This is a genomic window from Rathayibacter sp. VKM Ac-2835 (assembly GCF_013266705.1).
In the GTDB taxonomy this organism is placed as follows: domain Bacteria; phylum Actinomycetota; class Actinomycetes; order Actinomycetales; family Microbacteriaceae; genus Rathayibacter.
In genome coordinates this window covers 1,197,206-1,222,795 of record NZ_JABSNQ010000002.1, presented here as the reverse complement: position 1 = coordinate 1,222,795, position 25,590 = coordinate 1,197,206, and the positions used below count along the sequence as shown (strand labels likewise).

Here is a 25,590-nt window from a genome sequence, read left to right as displayed (position 1 = left end):
GCGCTCAGTCGCCCGCCTGCGGTCCGCTCTCCCGCAGCGGTCCGCGGACGATCGAGTCGCCGGAGTGCTGCGGGTCGCCGTCGTCGGGCTCCTGGGAGATGTCGACGAGCGAGTACTCGGCGAGGTCGATGTCGGCCGGCACCGTGAAGCGGCCGTCCGCGCCGTCCAGCACCCCGAGTCCGACGAGTCCGGTGGCGTCCGCCGCGATCAGCCAGACCTCGCGGTAGGAGTCGGCCGCGCCCTCCGCGTCGAGGTGCACGACGAGCTGCCGCTCGCCGTCGGCGTCCTCGAGCTCGGCGCTGCCGCTGGCGCCCTGCCAGTCGGGGAAGGCCGCGAGATCGGCGCGCGCGACGACGACCGCGTCGGTGCTCCGCGACGCCTGCAGCCAGACGCCGCCGACGACGCCGACGGCGAGAGCCGCGAGCGCGGCGAGCGCCGCGGGGAGGAGCCGGCGGGAGCGCGGTCGGCGTCGCGACGGCGTGTGGCGGCCGACCGGAAGCGCGGTCACCGGAGCGATCGGGGCCTCCGCAGTCGTCCCCAGCGCCAGCTCCCCGCGGATGCGGTCCCAGACCTCGGCCGGCGGGCTCTCGAGCACCAGCGAGCGGCTCTGCCGGCCGAGACCGGCGGCGTGGCCGAGCTCGACCAGCTGCTGGGCGCACTCGGGGCACGCCTCGAGGTGGGCGGCGGCGTCGGCGGAGGAGTCCTCGCCGAGGGCGAGGAGGGCGAGCTCGTCGGGATCGAGATGCGTCATGGGCTGCTCACCTCCAATCGGGAGCGGAGTCTGTCGAGACTGCGGCGGATGTGGCTCTTGACGGTGCCGAGCGGCAGGCCTGTCCGCTCGGCGATCTCGGTGTGGGTCAGATCGTCGTAGAAGGCGAGGCTCATCACCCGCCGCGGGACGGGGTCGAGGCGGGCGAGCTCGTCGGCGACCAGGACCCGCTCCTCGAGATCGACCGCCGGTTCGCCCTCGTCGACCGGGGCGACCGCGACCAGCGCGGCGGTGAGCCGGCGCTCGCGCGAGCGGTTCTCGTGGGCGTCCGCGATGCGCTTGCGCGAGATCCCGACCAGCCAGGCGCCGAGCACCGCTCGGCCCGGGTCGAAGCTGCCGCGCCCGGTCCATGCGGAGACGAACACGCGCTGGACCACGTCCTCCGCGTCGCCGCGGTCGCCGAGCGAGCGCAGCGCGAGAGTGAAGACGAGCGGGGACCACCGGGAGTAGGCCTCGGCGAGCGCGGACTCCTCCCCCGCCGCGAACCGGAGCCCGAGGCGCTGGACGAGGGCGCGCTCGTCGGCGGCCTCGTCGTCGGGCTCGCGCGTCTGGGCGTCGATCAGGGGGGTCCTCCTGGAGTGGGGGCGGCACCGGGGCGGAGGAGCCGGTGGCTCGACGGCGCGGGGTGCTGCGGCGATGCTCATGCTACGGCGCGCTCTCACTCGGAGCACAGGGGTGGTCGAGCACGGTCATCGTCGGGCGGTCAGGTCGCGGGGGTCGCGGTGACGACCACGTTGCTGAGGTAGTGCCGGGTGTCGTAGTCGAAATCGCCGCCGCAGGTGATCAGGACGAGCCGCGCGGGGCCGTCCTGGACGAAGACGGTGGAGAGGTCGACGGTGGTCTTCTCGGTCGTCTCGACCGTGTCCACGGTGTAGACGCGCTGGACGCCGTCCTCCCCGGTCAGGCCGATCCGCTGGCCGGGCTGCGCCTGCTTCAGCTCGGCGAACGGGCCGAGCCCGTAGGTGAGCGAGTCGACGTGGGCGGCGATCACGGTCGTGCCCTCGCCGGCGTCGAGCCCGCGGCCGAAGCGGTACCAGCCGGCGATATCGGTGTCGGGCACCAGCTCCATGGTGCCGTCGTCCGCGACCCCCACCGGCTGCACCGGCATGTCGATCGGCAGGCCGTCGACGACCAGGCGGGTCGGCGCGAGCACGACCGGCGCGGGAGTGGCGCCGAGCCGCGCGTCGGCGACGGGGACGTCGGGCACCGCCGCGGCGGGCGGAGTGGGAGTGCTGGAGGGGATCGCGGCCGGCGTCGACGTCAGGACCGGCGCACTCGCGTCAGGGGCGGGCACGACCCCGACCGCCTGTGCCGAGCAGCCGCCGAGGCCGAGGCCGACCGCGATCGAGCCGACCACGAGGAGAGCACGCGGCAGACGGGGGGTCCTGCTCATCGTGTCCTCCTCTCCACGTGGTCGGCGGCCGGCCCGGGTGCGGGGCACGCCGGGCCGGCGGTCTTCAGTGCCGGTCAGCGACCGGCGGTCGTGCGCATCGGTCAGCGACCGGCGACGGCCTTGCGGCGGCCGATCAGCGCGGCGCCGATCAGCGCGAGCGAGGCGAGCGCGGCAGCGCCCCACCAGCCGGCGGCGGCGTCGGTGCGGTTGTCGGCCGCGAGGCCGGCCTCACCCGCGGGCACACCCGACGGCGAGGAGTGCAGACCGCCGATGGTCTGCGTCGCGAGGGCGAGGTTGCCCTTCTCCAGGCTGCCCCAGGCGTAGACGATCGTGTTGACGCCCTCCTGGACCTGGACGTCGGCCGGGCCGATGACCGGAGCGGTGGTCCCGGTCGCGGCGACCACGGTCGAGATCGTGGCCGGAGCGAGGTTGAGGATCCCCTCGTTCGGGTTGGTCACGTTCGTCAGCACGGGCGAGCCGCCTGCGAGGATGTCCACGGCGGGCGCCGCGGCGATGTGGCGGACCGTGAGGCGTCCCTCTCCGGCCGCGGTGGCCGAGATGTCGTTCGGGAACAGCGTCGCGGTGGGGGTGTTGTCGGGCTTCAGGTGCGCGGCGACGGTGTAGCTCTTGCCTGCCTCGAGGGCGAGGTCGACCGGGCCGATGACCGGGGCGCTCGCGTCCGCGGCGTCGGCGGCGGTGATCGCCACGGTGTAGGTGCCGGTGGGGAGATCGAGCGGGCCGGCCAGGGCACCGGGCGCGAAGTCGTCGAGCGTCAGTGCTCCGTTGACGTACACGTCGACCGGGGTGTCGGGGACCGCGTGCAGCACGTAGAGGTCGGCCGAGTCGGCGTCGGCGGCGCTCGCAGGAGCGGCGGCGAGACCGGCGACGGCGAGGGTGCCGAGGCACGCTCCGGCGAGCAGGCGGTGGGTGAGGCGGGAGGTGGTCACGGTGTTCCTCTTTCACGATGGGACCCGCGGACGGGTCGGTGGGTTCTCGAGAAGGGCCTTCACCACTACTTCCGGCCGAGGGGCCTCCGCGGATGCACCTCTCCGGAGATTTCTCGAGGGAATTCCGGCGGCGGGTCCGCGCGCCTCGCTCCGCCCCTGGTCAGAGTCCGGTTCCGGGTCTAGCCTCCGAGCAGAGGGAGTCCCGCATGGTGCGTCGAGGCACGGTGGCGTCCGCGCTCGATCGGGTGCGGCGGGGTGGAGTGCGGCCGGATCGCTCCGTCGCCGCCGGGCGCCGGCGCGACTCCCCCGGTCGGCTCCTCGGCGCGACCGTCGCCTCCGCCGCGGCGATCGCGGTGCTCGCGCTCGCCCTCGCCGTTCTCGCTCCGCTCGCCGGGCTGCCCTCCGCGGCCGGCGGGACGACCGGGCCGTGCGACGAGCCGTGCGAGCTGCTCGCCGCCTCCTCCGTGCTCGACCGCGAGGGCGAGGCGCTGGCCGGGCACCTGCTGGCCTGCACCGACGCCGACCACCGGAGTCTGACGATCCACAACGACACCCCCGTCGTCTGGGTGCTGAGCGATCCCGGGGTGCGCGGGGTGGTCGGTCAAAACGATCCGCGCCGCGACGCCGGGGGCACCGGTCTGCTGAGCGCGTACTCCGCTCGGATCGGCCGCGGCCTGGTGCTCCCTCCGGGAGCGTCCGCCGCGATCTCGGCCGGTCCGGGCCGGCTGGCGCCACGACCGGACGAGGCGGCGACCCGGCTCTTCCTCGCGCTGACGGCGATCGTCGGCGCCCAGGATCAGGTGCGCGCCACCGAGCCGGCGCGAGCGCCGCGGAGCGTGGTCCGGACGGCGGCGCTGACCTGCGCGCTCGCGCTCGTGCGGGACGGCGCCGCCATTGGCGCCGCGTCGATCACGCGGGCGGCCGGCGAGCCCGCCTGCTCGGACGCGTGGCAGCGAGCGCAGGCGAAGGCCCTCGACGACCGGTGGAGTCTCCCCGGGCTCGCCGATGCCCTGGCGCTGCCCGGACGGCCCGAGGCGGACGCCGCGCTCGCCCGGTCGGCGGCCGACTGGTTCGCGGCGGCGGACGGCTTCTCCTGGGGCGGGGTGGACCGCCCGGAGCGCCGGGACTGAGCACGCCGCCGGGGCGGGCAGTGCCGGGGCGCACGGTGCCCGGGAACGCGGTGCCCGGGAACGCGGAACGGGCCGCCCTCCCGGAGGAGAGCGGCCCGTTCAGAAGAAGATCGCGGTGTCATCGAGACTCCGCGCTCGACCCGGTGAGGGGAGGAGCGGAGAGGACTATCGACGGAGGCCGAGACGCTCGATCAGCGAGCGGTAGCGGCTGATGTCCACGTCCGACAGGTAGCCGAGGAGTCGACGGCGCTGACCCACGAGCAGCAGCAGACCACGACGCGAGTGGTGGTCGTGCTTGTGCTCCTTGAGGTGCTCGGTGAGGTCCTTGATCCGCTTGGTCAGGACGGCCACCTGCACCTCGGGGGATCCGGTGTCACCGGGGTGGGTCGCGTACTCTTCGATGATCGCCTTCTTGACGTCTGCTTCGAGTGCCATGAATGGGATCCCCTCTCTCTCGTTGCGCGGTGCCCAGCGCCTGATGCGTGGGCTCTCTTGATCCGCGGCCGTTGGACGGCAACCTCAGGAGCTTACCAGAGCGCGGGGGCGACGGGCGAGAGGGGCGTCGGGCGGATCAGGACGGTCGGATCAGGCGCCGACGGCCCGGTTCCAGAGCTCGACGAGCCACGGCGAGACGAGCAGCTCCCAGCCGAGGAGAACGAGGACGTTGAGCACCACCCCGATCCAGCCGGCGATCGGCGGCCGACCCTCGCGGCGCCGCGCGCGGATCGAGGAGACGCCGAGCAGCACTCCGACGAGCAGGAGCGCGTGGATGATCGCGGTGTAGAGGACGCCGACGAGCAGATCGCTGACGGCCTGGTCGCCGGGGTAGGCGCCGAGCGAGATGATCGCGTACCAGACGAAGAACGCGATCGGAACGACGACGAGCGCGAGGAGGATGGACGCCGTCGCGGCGCCGTAGCGGCGGCGGAGGGCGGCGAAGCGGCCCCCGGAGGCGGCGGCGCTCGCGCTCGCGGGACGGGTCCGGGGGCGCGGCACGGGGGCGGCGGCGCGGCGCGCGGGGGCGGCTCCGGCGACGCGCGACGCGGTGCTGCGCGGGCGTCGGGGCGCGCCGTCGGATGACGTGCTCATCCCCCTACCCTAGGGTCTCCGCCTCCGCGGCTCCGTGCGCGCGCGTCCGGTGCGGGACGAGCGCGGAGGGGCGAGAATGGAGCGAGTGAGCCAGCCCTCCTCCGCGCCGCGGCGCAGCCACGTCGTCGACCTCTCCCCTCTCCGCGAGTCCCCCGCCTTCGCGCGCCTCTGGGCGGGCAACGTGATCTCCGGCATCGGCGGGCAGATGACGATCGTCGCCGTGGGTCTGCACATCTACGCGCTGACCGGGTCGACGCTCGCCGTCGCGATGGTCGGCGTGGTGGCGCTGGTGCCCACCGTGATCGCCGGGCTCTACGGCGGGATGCTCGCCGACGCCTTCGACCGGCGGCTGGTGCTGCTGCTCTCGGCGATCGTCGCCTGGGGCTCGACCGCCGTCATCGCGGCGCTCGCCTGGCTCGGCGCCGAGACGCCGCTGACCCTCTACGCGCTGACGGCGGTCAACGCCGTGGCGACGACCATCATCGGTGCGACCCGGATGACCGTCGCGCCGCGCCTGCTCCGGCTCGAGCTGGTGCCGGCCGCGGCGGCGCTCGGCGGCATCGCGGGCGGCGTGGAGGTGACCGTGGGGCCGGCGCTCGCGGGCGTGCTGGTCGCCTCCTCCGGCTTCGCGGTCACCTACACGATCGACGTCGTGCTCTTCCTCGCGGCGTTCCTCGGCATCGCCGGGCTGCCCGCGCTGGTGCCCGAGGGCGAGCGGCAGCGGCCGGGCCTGGAGTCGCTGCGCTACGGACTGCGCTTCCTCCGCGGGGCGCCGAACATCCGACTGTCGTTCCTCGTCGACATCGTGGCGATGACGTTCGGGCAGCCGCGGGTGGTCTTCCCGGCGGCGGCCGCGCTGCTGCTGGGCGGCGGAGCGGTGACGGTCGGCTTCCTCACCGCGGCGTACGCGGTCGGCGCACTGCTCAGCAGCGTCTTCTCGGGGCGGCTGACCGGCGTGCGGAGCCAGGGGCTCGCGATCGGCCGGTCGATCCAGGCGTACGGGGTGCTGATCGTCGGCTTCGGCGCGGTGCTGCTGGTGGCGGAGCTGACGGCGCACGACGCGTCGGAGCCGAACCTCGGCCTGATCGCGGCCGCCTCGGTCGCACTCGCCGGGGCGGGTGCGGCCGACAACGTCAGCTCGATCTTCCGGCAGACGATGCTGCAGACGGCGGTGCCGGACAACATGCGCGGGCGGCTGCAGGGCGTCTTCATCGTGGTCGTCACGGGCGGGCCGCGGGTCGGCGACCTCTACACGGGGCTGCTGGCCTCGCTCGCGCTGCTCTGGCTGCCGCCGCTGGCCGGCGGGCTGGCGATCGTCCTGATCCTGGCGGCGGTGCTGAGGCTCAGCCCGGGCTTCCGGCGCTACGACGCGCTGCACCCGGTGGCCTGAAGCACGTGGCGGAGTGACCGCGCCGCCGCCCGCTGGGGGCGAGCGGCGCGGTCGAGAGGTCACTCCCCGGCGTAGGCGCCGGCGGCGTTGCCGTCGGTGAGGTCGTCCGAGACCTCGCCGCTGTCGTCGTCGCGTCCCTCGACGCGGACGGGGCGGTAGACGTGGAAGCCGTCGATCTCGCCGTCGAGCTCCCAGACCACCTCGACCTCCTCGCCGTCGATGTCGGCGACGCGGGTGAGGGAGCGCTGCGGGGAGCCGTCGATGAGTTCGAGGCGGATGCTCTCCTGCTCCGCGCCGCTGTCGAGCATGGCCGTGTACGTGGTGGTGTCCATGCCTCGACGCTAGACAGGCCGCGCGCGCGCTCGCCACCCCTTGCGGCGTCCGCGCTTCCGCGTAGCGTCGGGGCCATGACCGACACCTCCATCACCCCCGCCACGGACGACGACCGCGCTCAGATCACCGAGATCGTGAAGAGCGCGAAGATCGGACTCCTCACCACCGTCAACGGGACCGGGCAGCTCGTCAGCCGGCCGCTCGCCGCGCAGGACGTCGACTTCGACGGCGAGCTCTGGTTCTTCACCCAGGATCCGTCGGCGAAGGTCGACGACATCCGCGCCAACCCGAGCGTGAACGTCGCGTTCGAGTCGAAGAAGGGCTACCTCTCGGTGGCCGGCTCCGCCACAGTCGTGCACGACCCGGCCAAGGTGGACGAGCTGTGGTCGCCCTCGGTCTCGGCCTGGTTCCCCGACGGCAAGGACGACCCGAGCGTCGCGCTGCTGCGCGTCTCGGCCGAGACCGTCGAGCTCTGGGTGACCGACTCCCCCGCGCCCGTCGTGCTCTTCAAGGTCGCCAAGGCGGCCGTCACCGGCGGCCAGCCCGACATCGGCGAGAACCGCACCGTCTCCTTCGAGTAGCCGCGCGCCCCTCCCCTCCCGCGAGATGCCAGTTGTGCACGCCTTTCACGGCGTGTCGCGCTCATGAGTGGCATCTCGCGGAGGGAGGCAGAGCTCAGGGGCCGCCGAAGCGCTCGGTGCGGACGCGGGCGGGGTCGTGGCCCTGGGCGACGAGGGCCGTCGCGACGGCCTCGACGAAGGCGGTGGGACCGCAAACGTAGACCGTCGGCTCATCGGAGGCGGGGATCGCCGTCGCGGCGAGCAGGTCGGGGGTGAGCCGGCCCGCGGGCCGAGCGGCGCCGGGCGGGGCGACGCGGGTGTAGACGAGCTCGGACTCGACGCCGCCGCGGTCGCGGGGCAGCTCGCCGAGCATCCGGAGGTCGTCGCGGTAGTAGGCGAAGACGCTCGAGCGGACCGAGTAGAGCAGGCGCATCGGGGCGCCGCTGCCGACGCGGCCGTGCTCGCGGGCCATCGCCATCAGCGGGACCAGCCCGCTGCCGCCCGCGATCAGCTGCACCGGCTCGGTCTGCTCGGGCTGCCAGACGAACCAGCCGCCGATCGGGCCGCGCACCTCGAGCCGGTCGCCGGCCTCCAGGCCCTCGACCAGGTACGGCGAGACCTCGCCGTCGTCGAGGCGCTCGACGGCCAGCTCGACGCGGTCGCCGTCGGAGGGCGCGCCGATCGAGTAGGAGCGGCTCGCCTGGTAGCCGTCGGGCGCGGTGAGCCGCACGTCGAGGTGCTGCCCGGCGAGGTGCCCGGGCCAGCCCGGGACGCGGAGCGCGATCAGGCGCGAGGTCGGAGTGAGCGGCAGGACCGACTCGGTCACCGCCTCCGTCCAGATCACCAGTAGCGCTCCTCCTTCCAGGGATCGCCGTGCATGTGATAGCCGTTCTGCTCCCAGAAGCCGGGCTCGTCGCCCGGCATGAGGCGGAGGCTGCGCACCCACTTCGCGCTCTTCCAGAGGTAGAGGTGCGGCACGAGCAGCCGCGCCGGGCCGCCGTGCTCGGCCGCGAGCGGCGCACCCTCGAACTCGGTCGCGATCCAGGCCTTGCCGCCGCGGATCTCCGAGAGCGGCAGGTTGGTCGTATAGCCGCCGTAGCTCTGCGCCATCACGAAGCCGGCGTCGCTCTCGATGCCCTCGAGCAGGAGGTCGACCGAGACGCCGCGCCAGTTCGTGCCGAGCTTCGACCAGCGCGTGACGCAGTGGATGTCCGTGTGGATGTCCTCGCGGGGCAGCGCGGCGAACTCGTCGGCCGTCCAGCGGCGCACTCCCGCCGGGCCCGCGTCGATCGAGAAGGCCCACTCGTGGATGTTCGGGGTCGGCCCGATGGAGAGGACGGGGAAGCCCTTCTCCAGGTACTGCCCCGGCGGGACGTCCGGGTTCTGCTCGCGCTTGCCGAAGAAGCCCCGCGTGATGATGCCCATGTCCGCCTCGAGTCCTCGGGTGCGCCCCGGTCCGTGGATGCCGCTCGTCGCTCGCCAGGCTAGCGCGCGGGGCCCCGCTACCGCATCGGAGGGCGAGCGGCGAGCCCGCGACCGTGTCGGAGGTGGATGCGAGGATCGGGCCATGAGCAGAACAGTCGTGCCGCCGTATCTCCTCGTCCGCATCGCCCGACTCGACGACCCGGCCTTCGCCCGGGCCGCGCGGGCGGCCAGCCGCTCGCTCGAGCAGGACGTGCCCTTCCGTCGCGTCCGGCCGGGAGAGCCCTCCCCCGGTCGCTCGACCGCCACCGCGTCGCCGGTCCCCCGCGCGGAGCGGGTCGCCGCCCTCCAGCGGACCATCTCGGACGCGCAGTCGACCGAGACCCTGCCCGGCACCGTCGTGCGCACCGAGGGCGCTCCCGCCACCGGCGACGCCGCGGCGGACGAGGCCTACGACGGGCTCGGCGCGATGTCCGAGTTCCTCCAGCAGGCCTTCGGCCGCGACTCGATCGACGACGCCTGGCTGCCGCTGGACGCGACGGTGCACTTCGGCGAGGACTACGACAACGCCTTCTGGGACGGCTCGCGGATGGTCTTCGGCGACGGCGACGGCCAGGTCTTCCGCCGCTTCACGGTCTCGCAGAGCGTGATCGGCCACGAGCTGGCGCACGGGATCACCGAGTACACCGCGAACCTCGTCTACCGCGGGCAGTCGGGCGCGCTCAACGAGTCGATCTCCGACGTCTTCGGCGCGATGCTCGAGCAGTTCGGCGCCGGGCAGAGCGCGGAGGACGCGAGCTGGCTCATCGGCGAGGGCCTCTTCACGGACGAGGTGCAGGGCACCGCGCTGCGCTCGATGATCGCGCCGGGCACGGCCTACGACGACGACGTGCTCGGGAAGGACCCGCAGCCCGGCTCGATGGCCGACTACGTCGACACCGAGGACGACAACGGCGGGGTGCACATCAACTCCGGCATCCCCAACCGCGCGTTCGCGGTCGCGGCGATCGAGCTGGGCGGGCCCTCCTGGGAGCGCGCGGGGCGGGTCTGGTACGACGTGCTGACCGGCGGCGTGCTCACGGCGACGGCGGACTTCGAGGGCTTCGCGGCGCTGACCGCCGCCGCGGCGGCCGAGCGCTTCGGCGCGGGCTCCGAGGTCGAGGCGGCGGTCCGCACCGGCTGGACGACGGTGGGGGTCGAGCTGCCGGCGGCCTGAGGACGGCGTCGGGGGGTCTCGATACGCCCCTCCGGGGCTACTCGACCAGCATGCTGCGGTTGCTCCGCGAGCCCACTCGACAAGCATGATGCGGCTGCCCCACGAGGCCACTCGACCAGCAGGCTGCCCCTTCTCTTGCTGATCGAGTAGGCCGCGCAGCGGGCGTATCGAGATCGCCCACCGTCTGCACCGTGGGTCTCGATGCACCCCTGCAGGAGTACTCGACCAGCACGGTCGGCCGCTCCCGCGGGGCTGCTCGATCAGCGTGATCGAGGGCGGTCCTTCGGAGGGGGCGCGTACGATCGCGGCCATGGATGTGATCGTGTCGCGCAGTGGCGGCTTCGCCGGGCTCCGCCGGGTCTGGCGGATCGATGTCGACGAGCAGCCGGACGAGCGCGCGTGGCACGACCTGCTCGGCTCGCTCGACTGGGACGACCAGCCGCGCGCCGCGACGCCGACAGCCGGGCGGCCGGACCGCTTCGTCTACGAGATCCGAGTGCAGACGCACACGGTGCGGCTCGGCGAGACGGAGCTCGACGGGGCCTGGCGAGAGCTCGTGGAGCGGGTGAAGCGCGCGCAGCCGCGCTGAGTCGCTCGGCCGTGCAACGACGAAGGCGCAGCCCCCGGTGATCGGGTGCTGCGCCTTCGTCGTGCGGGTCTCGATACGCCCCTGCGGGGCTACTCGACCGGCATGGTGGGGCTCTCCGGGGCTGCTCCACCAGCATGGTGGCTCGACGGCCGCGAAGCGGAGGACGGGCTACTTCGTGCCGAGGAGGTCGATCACGAAGATCAGGGTCTTGCCAGAGAGGGGGTGGCCTCCGCCGGCGGGGCCGTAGGCGAGGGCGGGCGGGCAGATCAGCTTGCGACGGCCGCCGACCTTCATGCCGGGGATGCCCTGCTGCCAGGCGCGGATGAGGTTGTTGAGGGGGAAGTTGATCGACTGGTTGCGGCTCCAGGAGGAGTCGAACTCCTCGCCGGTGTCGTACTCGACGCCGAGGTAGTGCACGTCGACGGTGGAGCCGGGCTGGGCCTCGGCGCCGTCGCCGATGACGAGGTCCTCGACGACGAGGGAATCGGGGGCCGGGCCGTCGGGGGCGTCGAGCTCGGGCTTGGTCAGGTTCTCGCTGCTCATGCTCTCCATCCTAGGAGGGCCGCCCGGAGCACTCGATCAGGCCGATCCCCCGCCCGGCTCACTCGACCAGCGTGAGGCGCTGCGTCGGCCGGGTCATCGCGACGTAGAGCGAGGCCGCGCCGCGCTCCTCCGCCGCGATCAGCCGCGGCCGGGCGATCAGGACGGAGTCGAACTCGAGCCCCTTCGCGTCGGCCGTCGAGAGCACGGCGACCGGGCGGTCGAGACCGCGGGAGCCGCGCCCGACCTCGCGGCCGAGCTCCTGCTCCAGCCGCGCGGTGATCGCGTCGAGCTCGTCGTCGGGGGCGATCACGGCGAGGGTGCCGTCCCCGATGGCCCGGTCCTCCAGGACGACGGCGAGCACCCGGTCGGCGAGCACGGCGTCGCCGCGGTCGCGCACGGTGCGGACCGGCCACTCCGTGGAGCGCACCGCCTCGCCGGGGGTGATCTCGAGTCCGTTGTCGCGCGCCGTGCGCTCGGCGTAGGCGACGATCTGCGCAGGCGTGCGGTAGTTGACGGTCAGCTCCTCGAGGCGCCACGGCGCGGCCTCGCCGTCGCGGCCCTGGCGGCCGAAGGTGTCCCGGAGGGCGGCGTCCCAGCTGGAGGCGGCCGAGGCTCCGGACGCCTGGGCGACGTCGCCGACGATGGTGAAGGAGCGCATCGGGCAGCGCCGCAGCAGCACCCGCCACTGCATCGGCGAGAGCTCCTGCGCCTCGTCGACCACGACGTGGCCGTAGGTCCAGGAGCGGTCGGCCGCCGCGCGCTCGGCGGTGGTGCCGACACTGGTGCGCTCGGCGAATCCCGCCGCGAGGTCCTTGGCGTTGACGAGCCCGTCGACGCCCATGTTGCGGATCGCGGCCTCGGCGTTCTCGACGTCGCGGCGGCGCTGCTCCTTCTCGGCCTTCTTCTGCGCGTCGGCGTGGTCGTCGTAGGCGCCGAGGAGCTCGGCCGCCTCGTCGAGCAGCGGCACGTCCGAGACGGTGAAGGCGGCGTCGCGGTCGCGGCGGAGCAGGGCGCGCTGCTCCGGGGTCCAGCGCGGGGTGAGCGAGGCGAACCAGTTCGGCCGGGCGTAGAGGTCCTGCAGCAGCTTCTCCGGGGTGAGCGGGATCCACGCGGTGTTGAGCGCGACGCGGACGTCGTAGGCGGTCCGGACGTCCTCGCGCAGGACCGCCTCGTCGGCCTCGTCGACCGTGTTGCCGTGGCTGCGCAGCTGGTCGGCCAGCTGCCTCGTGAGCTGGGTGATCATCGCCTTCACGAAGGTGACGCGGGCCTCGTTGTGCGGCTTGCGGGAGTCGCGGGCGCGGGTGATCGCCCGCTCCACCTCGTGCGGCTCGAGCCGCAGCTTCTCGCCGTTGACGTCGAGGACCAGCGTCTCGGCCGGCACGGCCTGGCGCGAGCGGACGGCGCGCTTGAGCAGCTCGGCCATCCGCGCGGAGCCCTTGACCCGGGCGACCGCGGGGCGGTCCTCCTCGATCAGGTCGAGGCCCGGGTAGAGCTGGCCGAGGGTGGAGAGCACGACGCCGGTCTCGCCGAGCGAGGGCAGCACCGCCTCGATGTAGCGCAGGAACGAGCGCGACGGCCCGACGACGAGGACACCCGAGGACGCGATGCGGTCGCGGTGCGAGTAGAGGAGGTAGGCGGCGCGGTGCAGCGCCACCGCGGTCTTGCCGGTGCCGGGGCCGCCCTGCACGACGAGCACGCCGCGCAGCTCGGAGCGGATGATGCGGTCCTGCTCGCTCTGGATGGTCGCCACGATGTCGTGCATCCGCCCGGTGCGCTGGGCGCCGAGGGCCGCCATCAGGGCGCCTTCGCCCTGGAGCGCCGTGCCCTCGCGCAGCAGCTCCTCGTCGAAGACCTCGTCCTCGAAGCGGATCACCTCGCGGCCGCGGAGGGTGAGGTGCCGGCGGGCGCGCGTGCCCATCGGCCGGGCGGCGGTGGCCTGGTAGAAGGCGGCCGACTGCGGAGCGCGCCAGTCGAGCAGCAGGGTGTCCTGCTCGTCGTCGCGGAGCCCGATGCGGCCGATGTAGCGGTGCTCCGTCTCGGCGTCGGCGAGGGTGAGCCGGCCGAAGGCGAGGCGGTCGTCGGCACCGGAGAGCGAGCGGATGCGGTCCTCGTAGAGGCGCGCGAACGCGTCGCGCTCGGACCGGCTCTGGTGGTTGCCGCCGACGCTCTCGATCCGGACGGAGTCGAGCGCCTCCCTGGACTGCGCGATCAGCTCATCGAGGCGGGCGTAGAGCCCCGCCACGTACGCGCGCTCGCGCGAGAGCTCCGACTCGAGGATCGTGTCGCTGTCCGTCATCGTGCGCCCTTCCCTGCCGGTTCGCGGTCTCGGGCGGGAGGCGGATGCGCTCCGGGGACCGTCGAAAACAGGCGGTCCAGTCTAACGACCGCGCGGGCGCCGACCGGCGCGACGGGGCTTCTCGCAGCTCGCCGAGGGCGAACGGCGCCGCCCTCTTGCGGACGGCCGCCGACAGGCGCATGCTGTCGGTCAAGAAGAGCTCGACGCCCCGTCAGAGCAGCCGGCCCTGCCGCTGCCGCAGGGCGTCGAGGTCTTTAACGGGCAGGTTCGCGCGGTCTTGTCCCCGCTCCTCCTGAGAAGCTTCTCAGTGATCCGTGCGAGCTGCTGCGATGATGAGTGCGGGAACCTCAGGGCTCTCGACCGCCTGCCCGCGCACGGCCACGCCCTCGGGAGCCCGCATGACTCCGACACCCGCGCTCGCCCCGGTGCGCCGCCTGCGCTCCGTCCGGGTGCGGATCCTCGCGGCGATCCTGGTCGTCACCGCGCTCGGCCTGCTGGTCTCGGGGGGCGCGTCGTTCCTGCTGCAGCGCGACCGGATCCTCGCCTCGATCGACGAGGAGCTGCGCCAGCAGGTCGAGAGCGTGCGCACGATCGTGGAGTCGCCCGCCGAGGCGACTCGGATCGAGCCGGACGAGTCGCCGCTCACCGCGGCTCCCACGGACGGCTCCGGGTTCACCGACATCGACGCCCTGCTGCGGACCGTCCTCGGGCAGGTGCTGCCGCGGCTGGACGGGAGCACCGTGGGCCTGGTCGACGGAATCGCCCGCTGGGAGCCGCAGCCCTACGCCCTCAGCTTCCTGCTCGACGACGACCCCGACTTCCTCGCCCGCGTGTCGGGAGAGACGGCGGCGGGAGCGACGGTGCTCGGCTGGGGCGAGACGGAGGACGGGACGCTCCGCTACGCCGCCGTGCCCCTGCGCGTCGAGGGCTCGGACGCGGCCGGGGTGTACGTGACGGCAGTCGACACCGATGCTCGGCTCTCCGACCTCGCGGACGTGTCGCGGAGCTACGCCATGATCGCCGCGCTGGCGCTCGCGGCGACGGGACTCGTGGGCTGGTTCGTCGCGGGTCGCCTGCTCTCCCCGATCCGCGAGCTGCGGCGCACCGCGTCCCGGATCACCGCGACCGATCTCGGCGAGCGGATCCCGGTCGGCGGAGACGACGACGTCTCCGACCTGACCCGCACCGTGAACGACATGATCGGGCGGCTCGAGGGCTCGTTCGACGCACAGCGGCGGCTGCTGGCGGACGTGCGCCACGAGCTGGGCACGCCGATCACGATCGTCCGGGGCCACCTCGAGCTCGTCGACGCCCGCGACCCCGGCGACGTCGAGGCCACTCGCGCGATCGCGCTCGACGAGCTGGACCGGATGGGGCACCTGCTGGAGGACATCGCCGAGCTGTCGGAGGCCGAGCGCGAGGACCGCGTCCCGCTGCAGCCGGTCGACGTCGGCGAGCTCACCCGGCGGGTGCTGGCGAAGGTCGCGGTGATCCCCGGACGCGACTGGCGGGCAGGGCCCGTGGCCGAGGTGCAGGTGGACGCGGATCCGGCGCGGCTCACCCAGGCCTGGCTGCAGCTGGCCGACAACGCCGCGAAGTACAGCCCGGAGGGCTCGGCGGTCGTGCTCGGCAGCGAGCGGCGCGGCGACCGGGTCGAGCTGTTCGTCACCGACGAGGGACCCGGGATCCCGGCCGCGGCGCGCGAGCGGATCTTCGAGCGCTTCGGCCGCGTCGACGACGGTCGCGGCATCCGCGGCTCCGGGCTCGGCCTCGCGATCGTCTCCGCGATCGCCCGCGCGCACGGCGGCCGGGTCGAGCTCGACTCCGTCCCCGGCCGCGGCACCCGCTTCGCGCTCTCGCTCCCCCTCGAGCGGCGCTCCCCCGCCGACGACGAATCGACCGACGTTCCCCCGAGAGGACGAGCACAGTGAGCACCATCCTCATCGCCGAGGACGAGGAGCGCATCGCCGCCTTCGTCGAGAAGGGCCTGCGCTCGGCCGGCTACACGACGACCCGGGCGGCGCGCGGCGACGACGCGCTCGCGTATCTGCGCAGCGGCGGGTTCGACCTCGTGCTGCTGGACGTCGGTCTGCCCGGCATGGACGGCTTCGCCGTGCTGCGCACGCTGCGGGCGGAGGGGGCGACACTGCCGGTGATCATGCTGACGGCGCGCAGCTCCGTCGCCGACACGGTCGAGGGGCTCGACCTCGGCGCGAACGACTACCTCGCCAAGCCGTTCCGCTTCGACGAGCTGCTCGCGCGGATCCGGGTGCGGCTGCGCGACGCAGCGGCGGGCTCGGGTCCGGCCGAGGACGACGGCCTGCTCGTGCACGGCGGGGTGACCCTCGATCTGCGCTCTCGCCGGGCGACGGTCGAGGGCAGCACGCTCGACCTCTCGGCGCGGGAGTTCGCGCTGGCGGAGGAGTTCCTCCGCCACCCGGAGCAGGTGCTCAGCCGGGAGCAGCTGCTGAGCCGGGTCTGGGGGTTCGACTTCGATCCGGGCTCGAACGTCGTCGACGTCTACGTGCGGTATCTGCGCGGCAAGATCGGGGCCGAGCGGATCGAGACGGTGCGCGGCATGGGCTACCGGATGGTGGGCTGAGGCGGAGCGGTCCTCCACCGGCGCCGAGCGGTACCGGGACGGGCACCGTCGTCAGTCGTCCGTGTCGTCGTCGATGTCGTCGTCCGGGTCGTCGGTGTCCTCGTCGTCGCCGTCGTCGTCCCCGTCGGCCGGCGCGGGGGCCGGGACCGGCACGACCGGGACGGGGGCGGTGCCGCCGCCCTGCTCGGCGGCCGGGCTCTGCGGGGCCGGTGCGGCCGGTGCCGCGGGCGCGGTCGTGGCGGCGGGGTCCACGGCGGCGGGATCGGTCGCGGCGGGATCGGCGCCGGCCGGGTCGGTGCTCGACGGGTCGGCGCCCGGGGGCTCGCCGGCACCGGGGGCGCGGCTCGGTCCGACGACGGGCGTCGAGCCGATCTCGGTGACCTGCGGGGGCTGCTGCAGCGCGCTCGCGACAGTGACGACTCCCCCGGCGATCGCGGCCAGGCAGAGGGCCGCCGCGGCGGCGAGCAGGACGGGCCCGCGACGGGGCATCGGCGTCTCCTGACCGGTCGTGTCGGGATCGGGGCGGCGGAACGGGTTTCCTGATGATCTTCTCATGGAGCGATGATCCTTTCAGCGAGGCGAGTGAGCGAGTGGGCGGCCGACGAGCGCCAGGCCGGGCGGAAGAGGTAGAGGCAGGCGAGGCGGAACCGGGTCGCGGTCTCGCAGGCCGCGAGGCGCTCGGGCGAGGCGCCTGCGTGCTCGGCCGCCCGGTCCACGACGGCGGCGGCCCGGGTGGCGAGATCCGCGGGCAGCAGGCCCTGCGCGGTGCGCAGCCGCAGGTGGGCCCGCAGGTTGCCGAGGTCGAGCGCCGCCTCGGCCCGTGCGGCGGTGTCGAGGTCGAGCAGGGCGAGCCCGCTCTCCGCGACCAGCAGCTGCTTGTCGTGCAGGTCGCGATGGGAGAGCACGAGCGGCTCGACGGGCCCCGTGAGGAGTGACTCCGCCACCCGCTCGGCGGCCGCGAGCACCTCGGCGCGCAGCCCGGGGAGGAGCAGTGGCGCGGCGAGGGCCGCCCAGCGCGTGACGACGGCGGCCTCCGCCTCCGGGCCGTGCTCGGGCAGCTCGGCCGGCGCCGCGGGCAGGAGCGCCCAGCCCTCGGCCCAGCGCCCCCAGAGCGCACGCCACTGGACGGCGGTGGTCCGCGGGTCGGAGCCGACCTCGAGGACGGTGCGTCCGGGCAGCGCCGAGAAGCGGACGAGTCCCTCCGGGTCGTCCGGGCGGTGCAGCAGCCGCGGCAGGTCGAAGCCCGCGGCGAACGCCTCGGCGCTCCGGTGGGCCGCGACCACCGCGGGGGCGGCCTGCGGGCGGAGGACCTTGAGGAAGCTGCCGCCGTCTGCGGCGCGCACCACGGCACGGCGGCCGGGCCGGTGCACGATCACGGCGCCCTCACGGCGGGCGTGCTCGAGCGCCGGGAGGCGGCGGTCGGTGCCGACCGGGAGCAGCCGGACACCTCGCTCGGCGGTCCAGCGGCCGGCGCGCACCTCGGGCGAGCCGGCGGTGCGGGCCTCGAGATCCGCTCCGTCGCGGGACGGCCAGGCGCGCGAGACGGTCCACCTCACGCCGTCCTCGACGACCTCGGCGGGAACGGCGGGCGCCGCGCTCAGCGCACTCGGCAAGCTCAGCAGGTCCGGGGCGGTCGTCATCCGAGCACCTCCTCGGCGCGGGCGACGGCGTCGTCGAGGCGCTCGCGCCAGTCCGGCAGCGCGGTGCGGAAGGGCTCGACCGCGCGCAGCAGCACGCTCGAGGCCGTGCGACGGCGCAGCGCCGCCTCGTCGGTGACTCCCCCGGCTGCCCGGTAGGCGTCGAGCAGCGCCTCCGCGAGGGCGGAGCCGGGGGCCTCGGCCGCGACCAGCCCGCCGAGATCGCGCTCGGGCTCGTCGCGACGGACGCGGTCGAAGTCGATCAGGCGGACGCCGTCGCCGACGAGGACCTGGTCGGCGGAGAAGTCGCCGTGCACGACGACCGAGCGGGCGGGAGCCTCGACGGCCAGGGCCGCGCCGAGTCGCTCGAGCCGCGGAGCGAGGCCCGGCGCGAGGTCGACGAGCGCGCGGACCGCCGTCGCGACCTCGTCGCGGGAGCCGCCGGGCACGCGCACTCCGCGGACCGCGTGCAGCCGGGCGAGTGCCGCGCCGGCGGCCTCGGCCCCGCCCGCCGACAGGTGCTCGGCCAGATCGCCCTCGCCCCACCACGGAGTCGACGCCGCTCCGGAGCCGAGCACCATCGGCACGAGCACCGGCACGCCCTGCGCGGCCAGCTCCGCCTGCACGCGCGCGACCTCGGCGACCGAGGCGGCGGCTCCGCGCGGGACGATCTTGACGACGCGCGACCCGTCCGCCAGGACCAGCCGGCGGTGCGGATTGTGCCGGAGCACCTGCGAGCGCTCGAGGAGTCCCGGCTCGGCGAGCGCGAGACGCCGCAGGGTCGGCGAGAGCTCGCGATCGGCGCGCACCGGTCCGCTCACGGCCGCGAGCCGCGGGTGCTCGCGCAGCTCGACGCCCACGCGGGCGGCGCGCTCGCGCGTCTTGTCGAGCTTGGCCGGGTCGGCGTAGGAGGCGATCCAGCCCGGGCCGTCGGCCGAGTCGAAGGCGACCACGACGTCCGCGGAGCGCTTCCAGCGGCGGCGGGTGACCCGCACGGGACGGCCCAGGGCCTCGGCGAGGCGCCAGGGGCCGAGGAGCTCGGCGAGCGCGGGCAGCGCCGGGTCGCGGCGGGCGAGGTCGGCGACGGCCGCCTCCGTGACGGTGGTCGTGACGGCGGTCGTGACGGCGGTCGTGACGGCGGACCTGTTGGCGCCGGTGCGGGCGCTCATGCGCGCACCTCCGCTCCGGGCTCGGTCGCCGCGGCGCGATGGAACCAGGCGGCGACGCGGGAGTCGCGGCCGAGCAGCTCCTCGGGTGTCCCGTCCTCGACGATGCGGCCGTCCTCGAGCCAGAGCAGGCGGTCGGCGCCCGCGATCGCGGCGGGGTCGTGGGTGATCGAGATCGTGGTGCGGCCGCGGGTGAGCTCGGCGAGCGACTGCGCGACCTGGGCGCGCGCCTCCGGATCGAGCCCGGTCGTCGCCTCATCGAGGACGACCACCGGCGCGTCGCGCAACAGCGCACGGGCGATGGCGATCCGCTGACGCTGCCCGCCGGAGAGGGTCCCGCCGCGCTCGCCGAGCACGGTCTCGAAGCCGTGCGGCAGCGCCAGCACGAAGTCGAGCGCGTTCGCGCGGCGGGCGGCCTCCTCCACGTCGGCGTCGCTCGCGTCGAGGCGTCCGTAGCGGATGTTCTCGCGGACCGTCGTGGCGAAGAGGACCGAGTCCTGCAGCAGCAGCGAGATGCTCGAGCGCAGGCTCGCGAGCGTCGCGTCGCGCAGATCCGTCCCGTCGATCGCGATGCGGCCGCGGCGCGGGTCGGAGGCGCGCACGAGCAGGCTCACGAGCGTCGACTTGCCGGCACCCGAGGCACCGAGCAGGCAGACGCTCTCGCCGCCGCGCAGCTGCAGCGACAGGTCGGTGAAGAGCGCGCGGCCGTAGCCGTCGTCGACGCCGATCGCCTCGAACGAGACGGCACCCGCCGTCGTGACCAGCGCTCGCGCGCCCGGCCGGTCGTGCACCTCGATCTCCTCGTCGAGGAGGTCGGCGACCTGCTCGCCCGAGGCGGCGGCGCGCGCGATCCGGCCGGTGTACTTCGCGAGGTCCTTCAGCGGGCGCATAGCGATCTTGAGGTACATCGTGAAGACCACGAGATCGCCCGGAGTCATCTGCCCCTCGAGCACCCGCCAGCCGCCGCCGGCCAGCACGAGGGCGGTCGCGGCGCCGACGATCACGTCGGTCCGGCGCTCGAGCGCGGCGGCGAGCCGCCGGGCCTTCACTCCCTGGTGCAGCGCCGTCGCGTTGCCGCGGTCGAACGCGCCGCCCACCTCCTTCTCCAGCCCGTAGGCCTGGACGACGCGGATCGCGCCGAGGGTCTGCGCGGCGGTGTCGGCCAGCGCGCCCTCGCCCTTGCGGGTGGAGCGCGAGGCGCTGGTGATCGAGCTCGAGCTGCGGCGGGAGGAGACGAGATAGACGATTGCCGCGCCGATCACGACCAGGGTGAGCAGCGGATCCAGCCAGAGCATCACGACGGTCAGGACGACCAGCGTGATCACGTTGCCGACCAGCGGGAGCCCGGCGGTGACCGCGACCTCCTGCAGCCGGCCGATGTCGCCGACCAGCCGCTGCACCGTGTCACCGGCCGAGGAGACCGTGTGGTACCGCAGCGAGAGGGCCTGCACGTGCGCGAAGACGCGAGCGCGGAGCGCGGTCGCGACCCGCGAGCCGACCAGCGCGAAGGCGATCGTGGAGAGGTAGGCGGTGATCGCGCGCAGGCCCACCAGGCCGAGCAGGATCGCGCCGCAGGCGACGAGGAGGCCGATGGTGGCGGGCGGGGTGCCGGCGTTGGCGCCGGCCGTGGCGCCCAGGCTCGCGCTGACGCTGTCGATCACGATCTTCAGCGGCCACGGCTCGAGGACCCGGAGGATCACCTCGGCCAGCAGCGCGACGAGGCCGCCGAGCATCAGAAAGCGGTGCTCGCGCAGGTGCGGGCGGACGATGCCGAGGCTGCGGCGGAGGGCGCCGGGGTCGGGGGTGCTGCGGCTCGTGCGGCTCATGCGACGGCCTCCTCGGTGCTGTCGGTGCTGGTGCCGGTGCCGGTGCGCACGTCGTCGATGCGCCTGCCCGCGGGACGATCCGAGGGGACGGCGGCGAGGATCCGCTCGAGCACCCGCGACCAGTCGTGCTCGGCGACCGCGTCGGCTCGGGCGGCGGCGCCCATCGCGCGGCGGCGGGCGGGGTCGGCGGCGAGGTCCGCGACGGCCGCGGCGAGCGCCTCCGGCCGCCCCGGCTCGACGACGAAGCTGGTGACCCCGTGCCGGAGGATCGCGGGGATCTGCCCGACTGCGGTGGCGATCACGGGCAGACCGGCGGCCAGGTACTCGTAGACCTTGAGCGGCGAGAAGTAGTCCTGGCCCTCGCGGGCCAGGTAGGGCGCGACGCCGACGTCGAGGCGGGCGAGCTGCGCGGGCATGTCCGCGGGGGCGACGGCGCCGGTGAACTCGACGTCGAGGCCGAGGCGACCGGCCTGCTCGCGCAGGGCCGGTCCCTCCGGGCCGTCGCCGATCACCAGGAGGCGGACGCGCTCGGGGTCGAGCAGCGCGACGGCGTCGAGCAGGCCGCCGACGCCGTGCCACGGCTTGAGGGTGCCGACGAAGCCGACGACGAGCGGGCCGCCGGAGCGCGCGGGGCCGGGCTGGATGCGGCGGGTGTTCACGCCGTTGGGCGCGACCAGCGGTGCGGCGGCGCCGTGCTCGGCGGCCCAGCGGGCGACGGGCTCGGAGACGCAGGCGACGACCGCGGCCGAGGACAGCACCGCGCGGGTCGCCTGCTCCGCTCGCGCCTCGTCGACGAGGACGCGGTGCTCGCGCTGCTCGTCGATCAGCGGCGCGTTCACCTCGAGCACCGCGGGGACGCCCAGGGCACGCGAGACCAGGGCGGAGGCGCGGCTGAAGAGGGAGTAGCGCTCGTGCACGAGGTCGCAGCCGTCGAGCACGACCGCCTCGGCGAGGTGGGCGGCGGCCTCCTCCACGGCACGCTCGCGCGCGGCCGGGTCCTGCACGCGGGTGCGGTGCTCCAGCACCTCGACGTCCTGCAGGTCGGCGGGGACGCTGTCGCCGGCCCGGGCGCAGTAGACGCGGACCTCGTCGCCGCGCGCGCGGTAGGCCCGGAGGATCTCCTGGGCGTGGACCGAGGAGCCCTTGCTGCCGAAGACCGGCACGCCGGGGTCGGCGCAGACGAACGCGACGCGCATCAGGCCGCCTCCGCCGCAGGCTGGGCGGGCGCGGGCGCCGCGAGGGTCAGCGCGGCGAGCGTGCGCGCCTGCCCTCGGGAGTCGAACTCGCGCTCCACCAGCGCGCGGGCGCGGGCGGCGATCCCGGCGGTGTCGAAGTCGGGATCCACCACCCGTTGCAGCGCGCGGGCGAGGTCGTCCGCGCGGCCCGGACGGCAGAGGACTCCGGTGTCGCCGTCGCGGATCACCTCGGGGATCCCGGTGACCGCGGTCGAGATGCAGGGCACCCCGGTCGCCATCGCCTCCAGCAGCACGGTCGGCAGACCGTCGGCATTCCCGTCGGCGCCGACCACGCAGGGAGCGACGAAGACGTCGGCGCGGCGCAGCAGCTCCGCGACCTCGTTCTGCGGCACCGGGCCGAGCAGCCGGACGCTCCCGTCGAGGCCGGCGGCGCGGATCCGCTCGGCGAGCGCGTCGTGCAGCTCGCCTCCGCCCGCGATCTCGACCTGGACGGCGGTCCCGCCGAGGGCGAGCATCGCGACGGCGTCGACGAGCACCGAGAAACCCTTCTTCTCGACCAGCCGGCCGACCGCGGCGACCCGGAGCACGCCGGTCCGCTCGGGCCGCGGCGAGAAGGCGAAGCGCTCGAGCTCGAGCCCGTTGTAGACCCGGTGCACCCGGGCGCTCGCGGCCGGGAAGCGCGCGGCCAGGTGCAGCACGTTGTAGTCGCTGACCGTGACGGCGAACCGGGCGCCGGCGAGCTTGCGCTCCAGGTCCGCGGCGTCGACGGACTCGTGGAAGAGGTCCTTGGCGTGCGCCGTGAAGGAGTAGGGCACTCCGGTGAGCAGCGAGGCGAGCCGGGTGACCGTGGTGGCGCTCGAGGCGAAGTGCGCGTGCAGGTGCGTCACGCCCTCGCGCTGGACGGCGGCGGCGAGCTGCACGGCCTGCGCCGCGTCCTCCGGGCTCGCGCGCAGCAGCTCCGGCAGCAGCCGGCCGACGGCGGCCAGCAGCTCGGGCGACTGCTCGGCGGCCCGCAGGCCCTGCCAGAGCGCGGACGCCTTGACCGGCTTGTCGAGGTAGCGCACCGGAGCGCTCACCCGGGCGAGCTCGGGGTGGAAGCGCGGGTCGTCGGGCGCGCGCAGCGAGAAGATCACCAGGTCCTCCCCCGCGGCCTCTCGGGCCAGGATCTCGGAGACGACGAAGGTCTCGGAGAAGCGCGGGTAGACCTTGAGGACGTAGGCGGTGCGGGGCATCGGGGCTCCTCCGGGGGCGGTGGCGGACGGGACAGGGGCGGCGGGCGGGGTGGGGGCCGGAGCGTCAGACGGCACGGTCCGCCTCCTCGGCCGCGGTGCCGCGGGCGGCGGTGACGAGACGGGCGGCGAGCGGACCGACGGCGGCGAGACCGTCGAGGTCGATCCCCGTGCGCTGCACCTCGGTGCCGACCCTCGCCGCGAACCAGGCGCCGAGCCGCTCGGCGCTGACCTCGGCGGGCGCGAGGACCTCGACGGCGCCGCGGGCCTCGAGCGCCTCCGCCCGCAGCCGCTGCTCCTGGCGGCGGTGCGAGCGCGGCACGATCAGGGCCGGCACCGTGGTGCTCATCACCTCGCAGACGGTGTTGTAGCCGCCCATGCTCACCACGGCGGAGGCCCGGCGCAGCAGCGCGAGCGCGTCCGGGACCGAGCGGACCACCGTGGTCGCGGGGCCGGCGGCGGCGCGGATCGCCCGCCGGTGCTCGGCCGGCATCTGCGGTCCGGTGACGACGACGTGTCGGTAGCCGACCGGCACCTCCGCCGCGACCGCCGCCTCGGCGATCGCCCGGCCGTCCGAGCCGCCGCCGACGGTGGTGAGGACGAAGGGCTCCTCGACCACGGAGTGACCGGCGCCGAGCCGGCCGTTCGCGAGGAAGCCGGTGTGCGCGACGAGGTCGTGCAGCCCACGCGGGATCTCGCCGGTGGCCGCCGGGTCGTGCACGGTCGGGTCGCCGTAGACCCAGACGGCGTCGTACAGCTCGCGGACGGCACCGGCCCCGCCGATCGCCTTCCACTCGGCCGAGGTCGCGGAGCGGCGGTCGAGCACGTCGCGCAGTCCGAGCACCACCACCGCGGCGGGATTCGCAGAGCGGACGGCGCGCAGCGCGGGCTCGAGCTCGCCGTGCACGCCGAACGCGTGCCGGTCGACGATCACCAGGTCGGGGGCGAAGGCGGCGAGACCGGCGCGGACGACGTCGCCGCGCAGGCTCGTCAGGGTGCGCAGCTCGACGTCGAGGTGGCGCGAGCGGTAGCCCTGCTCGCCGGTGGTGACACCGGGGAGCGCGAGCCAGTCCCAGCCGTCGGGCGCGGCGAACGCGGTGGCGGAGGACTGACCCGTCACCAGCAGGCCGGTCACCTCCTCGCCGAGCAGCTCGGGCAGCGCGCTGTTCAGGGCGTGCGCGAGAGCGACGTTGCGCCGCACGTGGCCGAGCCCCACCGAGTCGTGCGAGTACAGGGCGATGCGGATGACCATGTCGTTCCCCTCGAAGGCGATGAGCGCGGCCCGGTGGCCGCGGCGGATCCTCGACCCGTGCTCACAGCCTCCCGACGGGGCGTAAGCCGGGTGTGAGACGAAGATGAGAGCCGTCTCATCTGCGGCCGTCGATCCCCTCGGGTCCCTCGTCCCCCTCGGCTCCCTCAACTCGCTCGGGAAGAGAAGCGGCCGCCCCCGCGTTGCACGGTGCATGCCTTCGACGAGCAGCACTGTCACCGCCCCCTCCCGCGCCTCGATCGACACCACCGAGTCGGCCCGCGCCGGCTGGGAGTCGTGGCTCGCGCGCCGCGCCGAGCGGGTCACCGGCCCGCGCGGCGACCTGGCCCTGGTCGAGACCCGCTGGCTGGAGCCGGGCGAGCGCGTCGACGACGAGGCCGCGCTGGCCGGCTACGGGCCGACCGCGACCCTCACCCGGATGCGCCGCGCGAGCCTGGACACCGGCGAGGAGGAGTACGGCTACCGCGTCTGGGACGCCGCCTCCGAGGGCGTGCGCTCCTTCGAGGCGATCGAGACCTTCCCCTTCGACGCCGCCTGGGTGCTCGAAGCCTGGTTCGAGCCGGTCGACGACGCGCGGACGATCCCGTTCGAGCACCTGCGCGACAACGGCGCGACCCGCGACCTCGTCGTGCCCGGCGACATCACCTTCTCGCTCGTCGACGACGGGCGGGCGCACGAGTACACGGTCGCCGCGTTCGACGACGGCGGCACCCTGCTCGTCCCGTTCGGCGACCCGACCAACCGCAGCGACGACCCGGCGCTGCAGAGCTACCCGGTCGGGCGGTTCCTCGTCGTGCAGCGCCTCGGCGGAGCGGCCGACGCCGGTACGCCCGGCCCGGTGCTGCTCGACTTCAACCGCGCCTACATCCCGCCGTGCGGGTTCTCGCCGCACTACAACTGCCCGCTGCCGCCCGCGCAGAACCGCCTCGGCGTCGCGGTGACCGCCGGCGAGCGCCGGGTGCTGCGCGCGGCGTAGATCGCCGAAGG

Annotated in this window: 26 protein-coding genes; 8 read left to right on the top strand and 18 right to left on the bottom strand. The window is 74.8% G+C overall.

The genetic code is table 11. From position 1 onward, the window contains the following. Positions 1-4 precede the first annotated feature (4 nt). The 4 genes from HRK28_RS13440 to HRK28_RS13425 form a co-directional block, all read right to left on the bottom strand. The gene (locus HRK28_RS13440) at positions 5-751 is read right to left on the bottom strand and encodes an anti-sigma factor (protein WP_173251915.1); all 747 of its coding nucleotides are present in this window, start codon (positions 749-751) and stop codon (positions 5-7) included. Next, the gene (locus tag HRK28_RS13435; protein WP_173251914.1) at positions 748-1,413 is read right to left on the bottom strand and encodes an RNA polymerase sigma factor; all 666 of its coding nucleotides are present in this window, start codon (positions 1,411-1,413) and stop codon (positions 748-750) included. Before HRK28_RS13435 ends, HRK28_RS13440 begins: the two co-directional genes overlap by 4 nt. 59 nt (positions 1,414-1,472) lie before the next feature. After that, on the bottom strand, positions 1,473-2,162 hold the full coding sequence (locus HRK28_RS13430; protein ID WP_173251913.1) for a class F sortase: 690 nt from the start codon (positions 2,160-2,162) through the stop codon (positions 1,473-1,475). A 101-nt stretch (positions 2,163-2,263) separates the two neighbouring features. Then, complete coding sequence (locus HRK28_RS13425) at positions 2,264-3,109, bottom strand: DUF4397 domain-containing protein (RefSeq protein WP_160090286.1); 846 nt, start codon at positions 3,107-3,109, stop codon at positions 2,264-2,266. 206 nt (positions 3,110-3,315) lie between these two features. On the opposite strand from HRK28_RS13425, the gene HRK28_RS13420 reads away from it, so the two are divergent. Then, complete coding sequence (locus tag HRK28_RS13420) at positions 3,316-4,239, top strand: hypothetical protein (RefSeq protein WP_173251912.1); 924 nt, start codon at positions 3,316-3,318, stop codon at positions 4,237-4,239. 165 nt (positions 4,240-4,404) lie between these two features. On the opposite strand, the gene rpsO is transcribed toward HRK28_RS13420, so the two are convergent. After that, positions 4,405-4,674, bottom strand: a complete 270-nt coding sequence (gene rpsO / locus HRK28_RS13415; RefSeq protein ID WP_123447896.1) for a 30S ribosomal protein S15 — start codon at positions 4,672-4,674, stop codon at positions 4,405-4,407. 150 nt (positions 4,675-4,824) lie between these two features. Then, on the bottom strand, positions 4,825-5,328 hold the full coding sequence (locus HRK28_RS13410) for a hypothetical protein (protein ID WP_173251911.1): 504 nt from the start codon (positions 5,326-5,328) through the stop codon (positions 4,825-4,827). A gap of 85 nt (positions 5,329-5,413) precedes the next feature. Between HRK28_RS13410 and HRK28_RS13405 the strand changes: the two genes are divergently transcribed. Then, on the top strand, positions 5,414-6,718 hold the full coding sequence (locus tag HRK28_RS13405) for an MFS transporter (RefSeq protein WP_367948424.1): 1,305 nt from the start codon (positions 5,414-5,416) through the stop codon (positions 6,716-6,718). 59 nt (positions 6,719-6,777) lie between these two features. Here HRK28_RS13405 and HRK28_RS13400 read toward each other — a convergent pair whose 3' ends face one another. After that, positions 6,778-7,050 (bottom strand): hypothetical protein, encoded by a 273-nt coding sequence (locus tag HRK28_RS13400; protein ID WP_123704987.1) that lies wholly within the window; start codon positions 7,048-7,050, stop codon positions 6,778-6,780. A gap of 75 nt (positions 7,051-7,125) precedes the next feature. Here HRK28_RS13400 and HRK28_RS13395 point away from each other — a divergent pair, with 75 nt between their 5' ends. After that, positions 7,126-7,632, top strand: a complete 507-nt coding sequence (locus tag HRK28_RS13395) for a pyridoxamine 5'-phosphate oxidase family protein (RefSeq protein WP_160090290.1) — start codon at positions 7,126-7,128, stop codon at positions 7,630-7,632. Positions 7,633-7,726: 94 nt separating this feature from the next. Here HRK28_RS13395 and HRK28_RS13390 read toward each other — a convergent pair whose 3' ends face one another. Together HRK28_RS13390 and HRK28_RS13385 are read right to left on the bottom strand one after the other, a co-directional pair. Next, positions 7,727-8,455, bottom strand: a complete 729-nt coding sequence (locus tag HRK28_RS13390) for a ferredoxin reductase (protein ID WP_367948423.1) — start codon at positions 8,453-8,455, stop codon at positions 7,727-7,729. Continuing rightward, positions 8,452-9,036, bottom strand: a complete 585-nt coding sequence (locus tag HRK28_RS13385) for a molybdopterin-dependent oxidoreductase (RefSeq protein WP_173251909.1) — start codon at positions 9,034-9,036, stop codon at positions 8,452-8,454. The genes HRK28_RS13390 and HRK28_RS13385 overlap by 4 nt, the downstream gene beginning before the upstream one ends. A gap of 142 nt (positions 9,037-9,178) precedes the next feature. On the opposite strand from HRK28_RS13385, the gene HRK28_RS13380 reads away from it, so the two are divergent. Together HRK28_RS13380 and HRK28_RS13375 are read left to right on the top strand one after the other, a co-directional pair. Further along, on the top strand, positions 9,179-10,249 hold the full coding sequence (locus HRK28_RS13380) for a M4 family metallopeptidase (RefSeq protein WP_173251908.1): 1,071 nt from the start codon (positions 9,179-9,181) through the stop codon (positions 10,247-10,249). Positions 10,250-10,559: 310 nt separating this feature from the next. Beyond that, the gene (locus HRK28_RS13375) at positions 10,560-10,838 is read left to right on the top strand and encodes a protealysin inhibitor emfourin (protein WP_173251907.1); all 279 of its coding nucleotides are present in this window, start codon (positions 10,560-10,562) and stop codon (positions 10,836-10,838) included. A gap of 168 nt (positions 10,839-11,006) precedes the next feature. Here HRK28_RS13375 and HRK28_RS13370 read toward each other — a convergent pair whose 3' ends face one another. Next, a complete protein-coding gene (locus tag HRK28_RS13370; protein WP_160090294.1) occupies positions 11,007-11,381 on the bottom strand; it encodes an FKBP-type peptidyl-prolyl cis-trans isomerase in 375 nt (124 codons plus the stop codon). 58 nt (positions 11,382-11,439) lie between these two features. After that, positions 11,440-13,677 carry a UvrD-helicase domain-containing protein gene (locus tag HRK28_RS13365; protein ID WP_173251905.1) on the bottom strand — a complete coding sequence of 746 codons (2,238 nt, stop codon included), beginning with the start codon at positions 13,675-13,677 and terminating at the stop codon, positions 11,440-11,442. Positions 13,678-14,075: 398 nt separating this feature from the next. On the opposite strand from HRK28_RS13365, the gene HRK28_RS20875 reads away from it, so the two are divergent. Continuing rightward, positions 14,076-15,608 carry a HAMP domain-containing sensor histidine kinase gene (locus HRK28_RS20875; protein ID WP_173251904.1) on the top strand — a complete coding sequence of 511 codons (1,533 nt, stop codon included), beginning with the start codon at positions 14,076-14,078 and terminating at the stop codon, positions 15,606-15,608. Beyond that, entirely contained in the window at positions 15,605-16,279 is a 675-nt protein-coding gene (locus HRK28_RS13355) for a response regulator transcription factor (protein WP_123447907.1), read from the top strand. Before HRK28_RS20875 ends, HRK28_RS13355 begins: the two co-directional genes overlap by 4 nt. Before the next feature lie 51 nt (positions 16,280-16,330). On the opposite strand, the gene HRK28_RS13350 is transcribed toward HRK28_RS13355, so the two are convergent. The 7 genes from HRK28_RS13350 to HRK28_RS13320 form a co-directional block, all read right to left on the bottom strand. Continuing rightward, entirely contained in the window at positions 16,331-16,834 is a 504-nt protein-coding gene (locus HRK28_RS13350) for a hypothetical protein (protein ID WP_173251903.1), read from the bottom strand. After that, a complete protein-coding gene (locus HRK28_RS13345) occupies positions 16,831-17,919 on the bottom strand; it encodes a hypothetical protein (RefSeq protein WP_173251902.1) in 1,089 nt (362 codons plus the stop codon). The genes HRK28_RS13350 and HRK28_RS13345 overlap by 4 nt, the downstream gene beginning before the upstream one ends. Beyond that, a complete protein-coding gene (locus tag HRK28_RS13340; protein WP_173251901.1) occupies positions 17,916-19,085 on the bottom strand; it encodes a hypothetical protein in 1,170 nt (389 codons plus the stop codon). Before HRK28_RS13340 ends, HRK28_RS13345 begins: the two co-directional genes overlap by 4 nt. Beyond that, positions 19,082-20,908: an ABC transporter ATP-binding protein gene (locus HRK28_RS13335; RefSeq protein ID WP_173251900.1), complete on the bottom strand. Its 1,827-nt coding sequence runs from the start codon at positions 20,906-20,908 to the stop codon at positions 19,082-19,084. Before HRK28_RS13335 ends, HRK28_RS13340 begins: the two co-directional genes overlap by 4 nt. Then, positions 20,905-22,104 carry a glycosyltransferase family 4 protein gene (locus HRK28_RS13330; RefSeq protein ID WP_173251899.1) on the bottom strand — a complete coding sequence of 400 codons (1,200 nt, stop codon included), beginning with the start codon at positions 22,102-22,104 and terminating at the stop codon, positions 20,905-20,907. Before HRK28_RS13330 ends, HRK28_RS13335 begins: the two co-directional genes overlap by 4 nt. After that, positions 22,104-23,336 (bottom strand): glycosyltransferase, encoded by a 1,233-nt coding sequence (locus tag HRK28_RS13325; RefSeq protein WP_160090302.1) that lies wholly within the window; start codon positions 23,334-23,336, stop codon positions 22,104-22,106. The genes HRK28_RS13330 and HRK28_RS13325 overlap by 1 nt, the downstream gene beginning before the upstream one ends. A 64-nt stretch (positions 23,337-23,400) precedes the next feature. Further along, positions 23,401-24,585, bottom strand: coding sequence for a glycosyltransferase family protein (locus tag HRK28_RS13320; RefSeq protein ID WP_173251898.1), 1,185 nt, complete (start codon positions 24,583-24,585; stop codon positions 23,401-23,403). 211 nt (positions 24,586-24,796) lie between these two features. Here HRK28_RS13320 and HRK28_RS13315 point away from each other — a divergent pair, with 211 nt between their 5' ends. Then, positions 24,797-25,579, top strand: a complete 783-nt coding sequence (locus HRK28_RS13315) for a DUF1684 domain-containing protein (protein ID WP_173251897.1) — start codon at positions 24,797-24,799, stop codon at positions 25,577-25,579. The last annotated feature ends 11 nt before the right edge of the window (positions 25,580-25,590 follow it).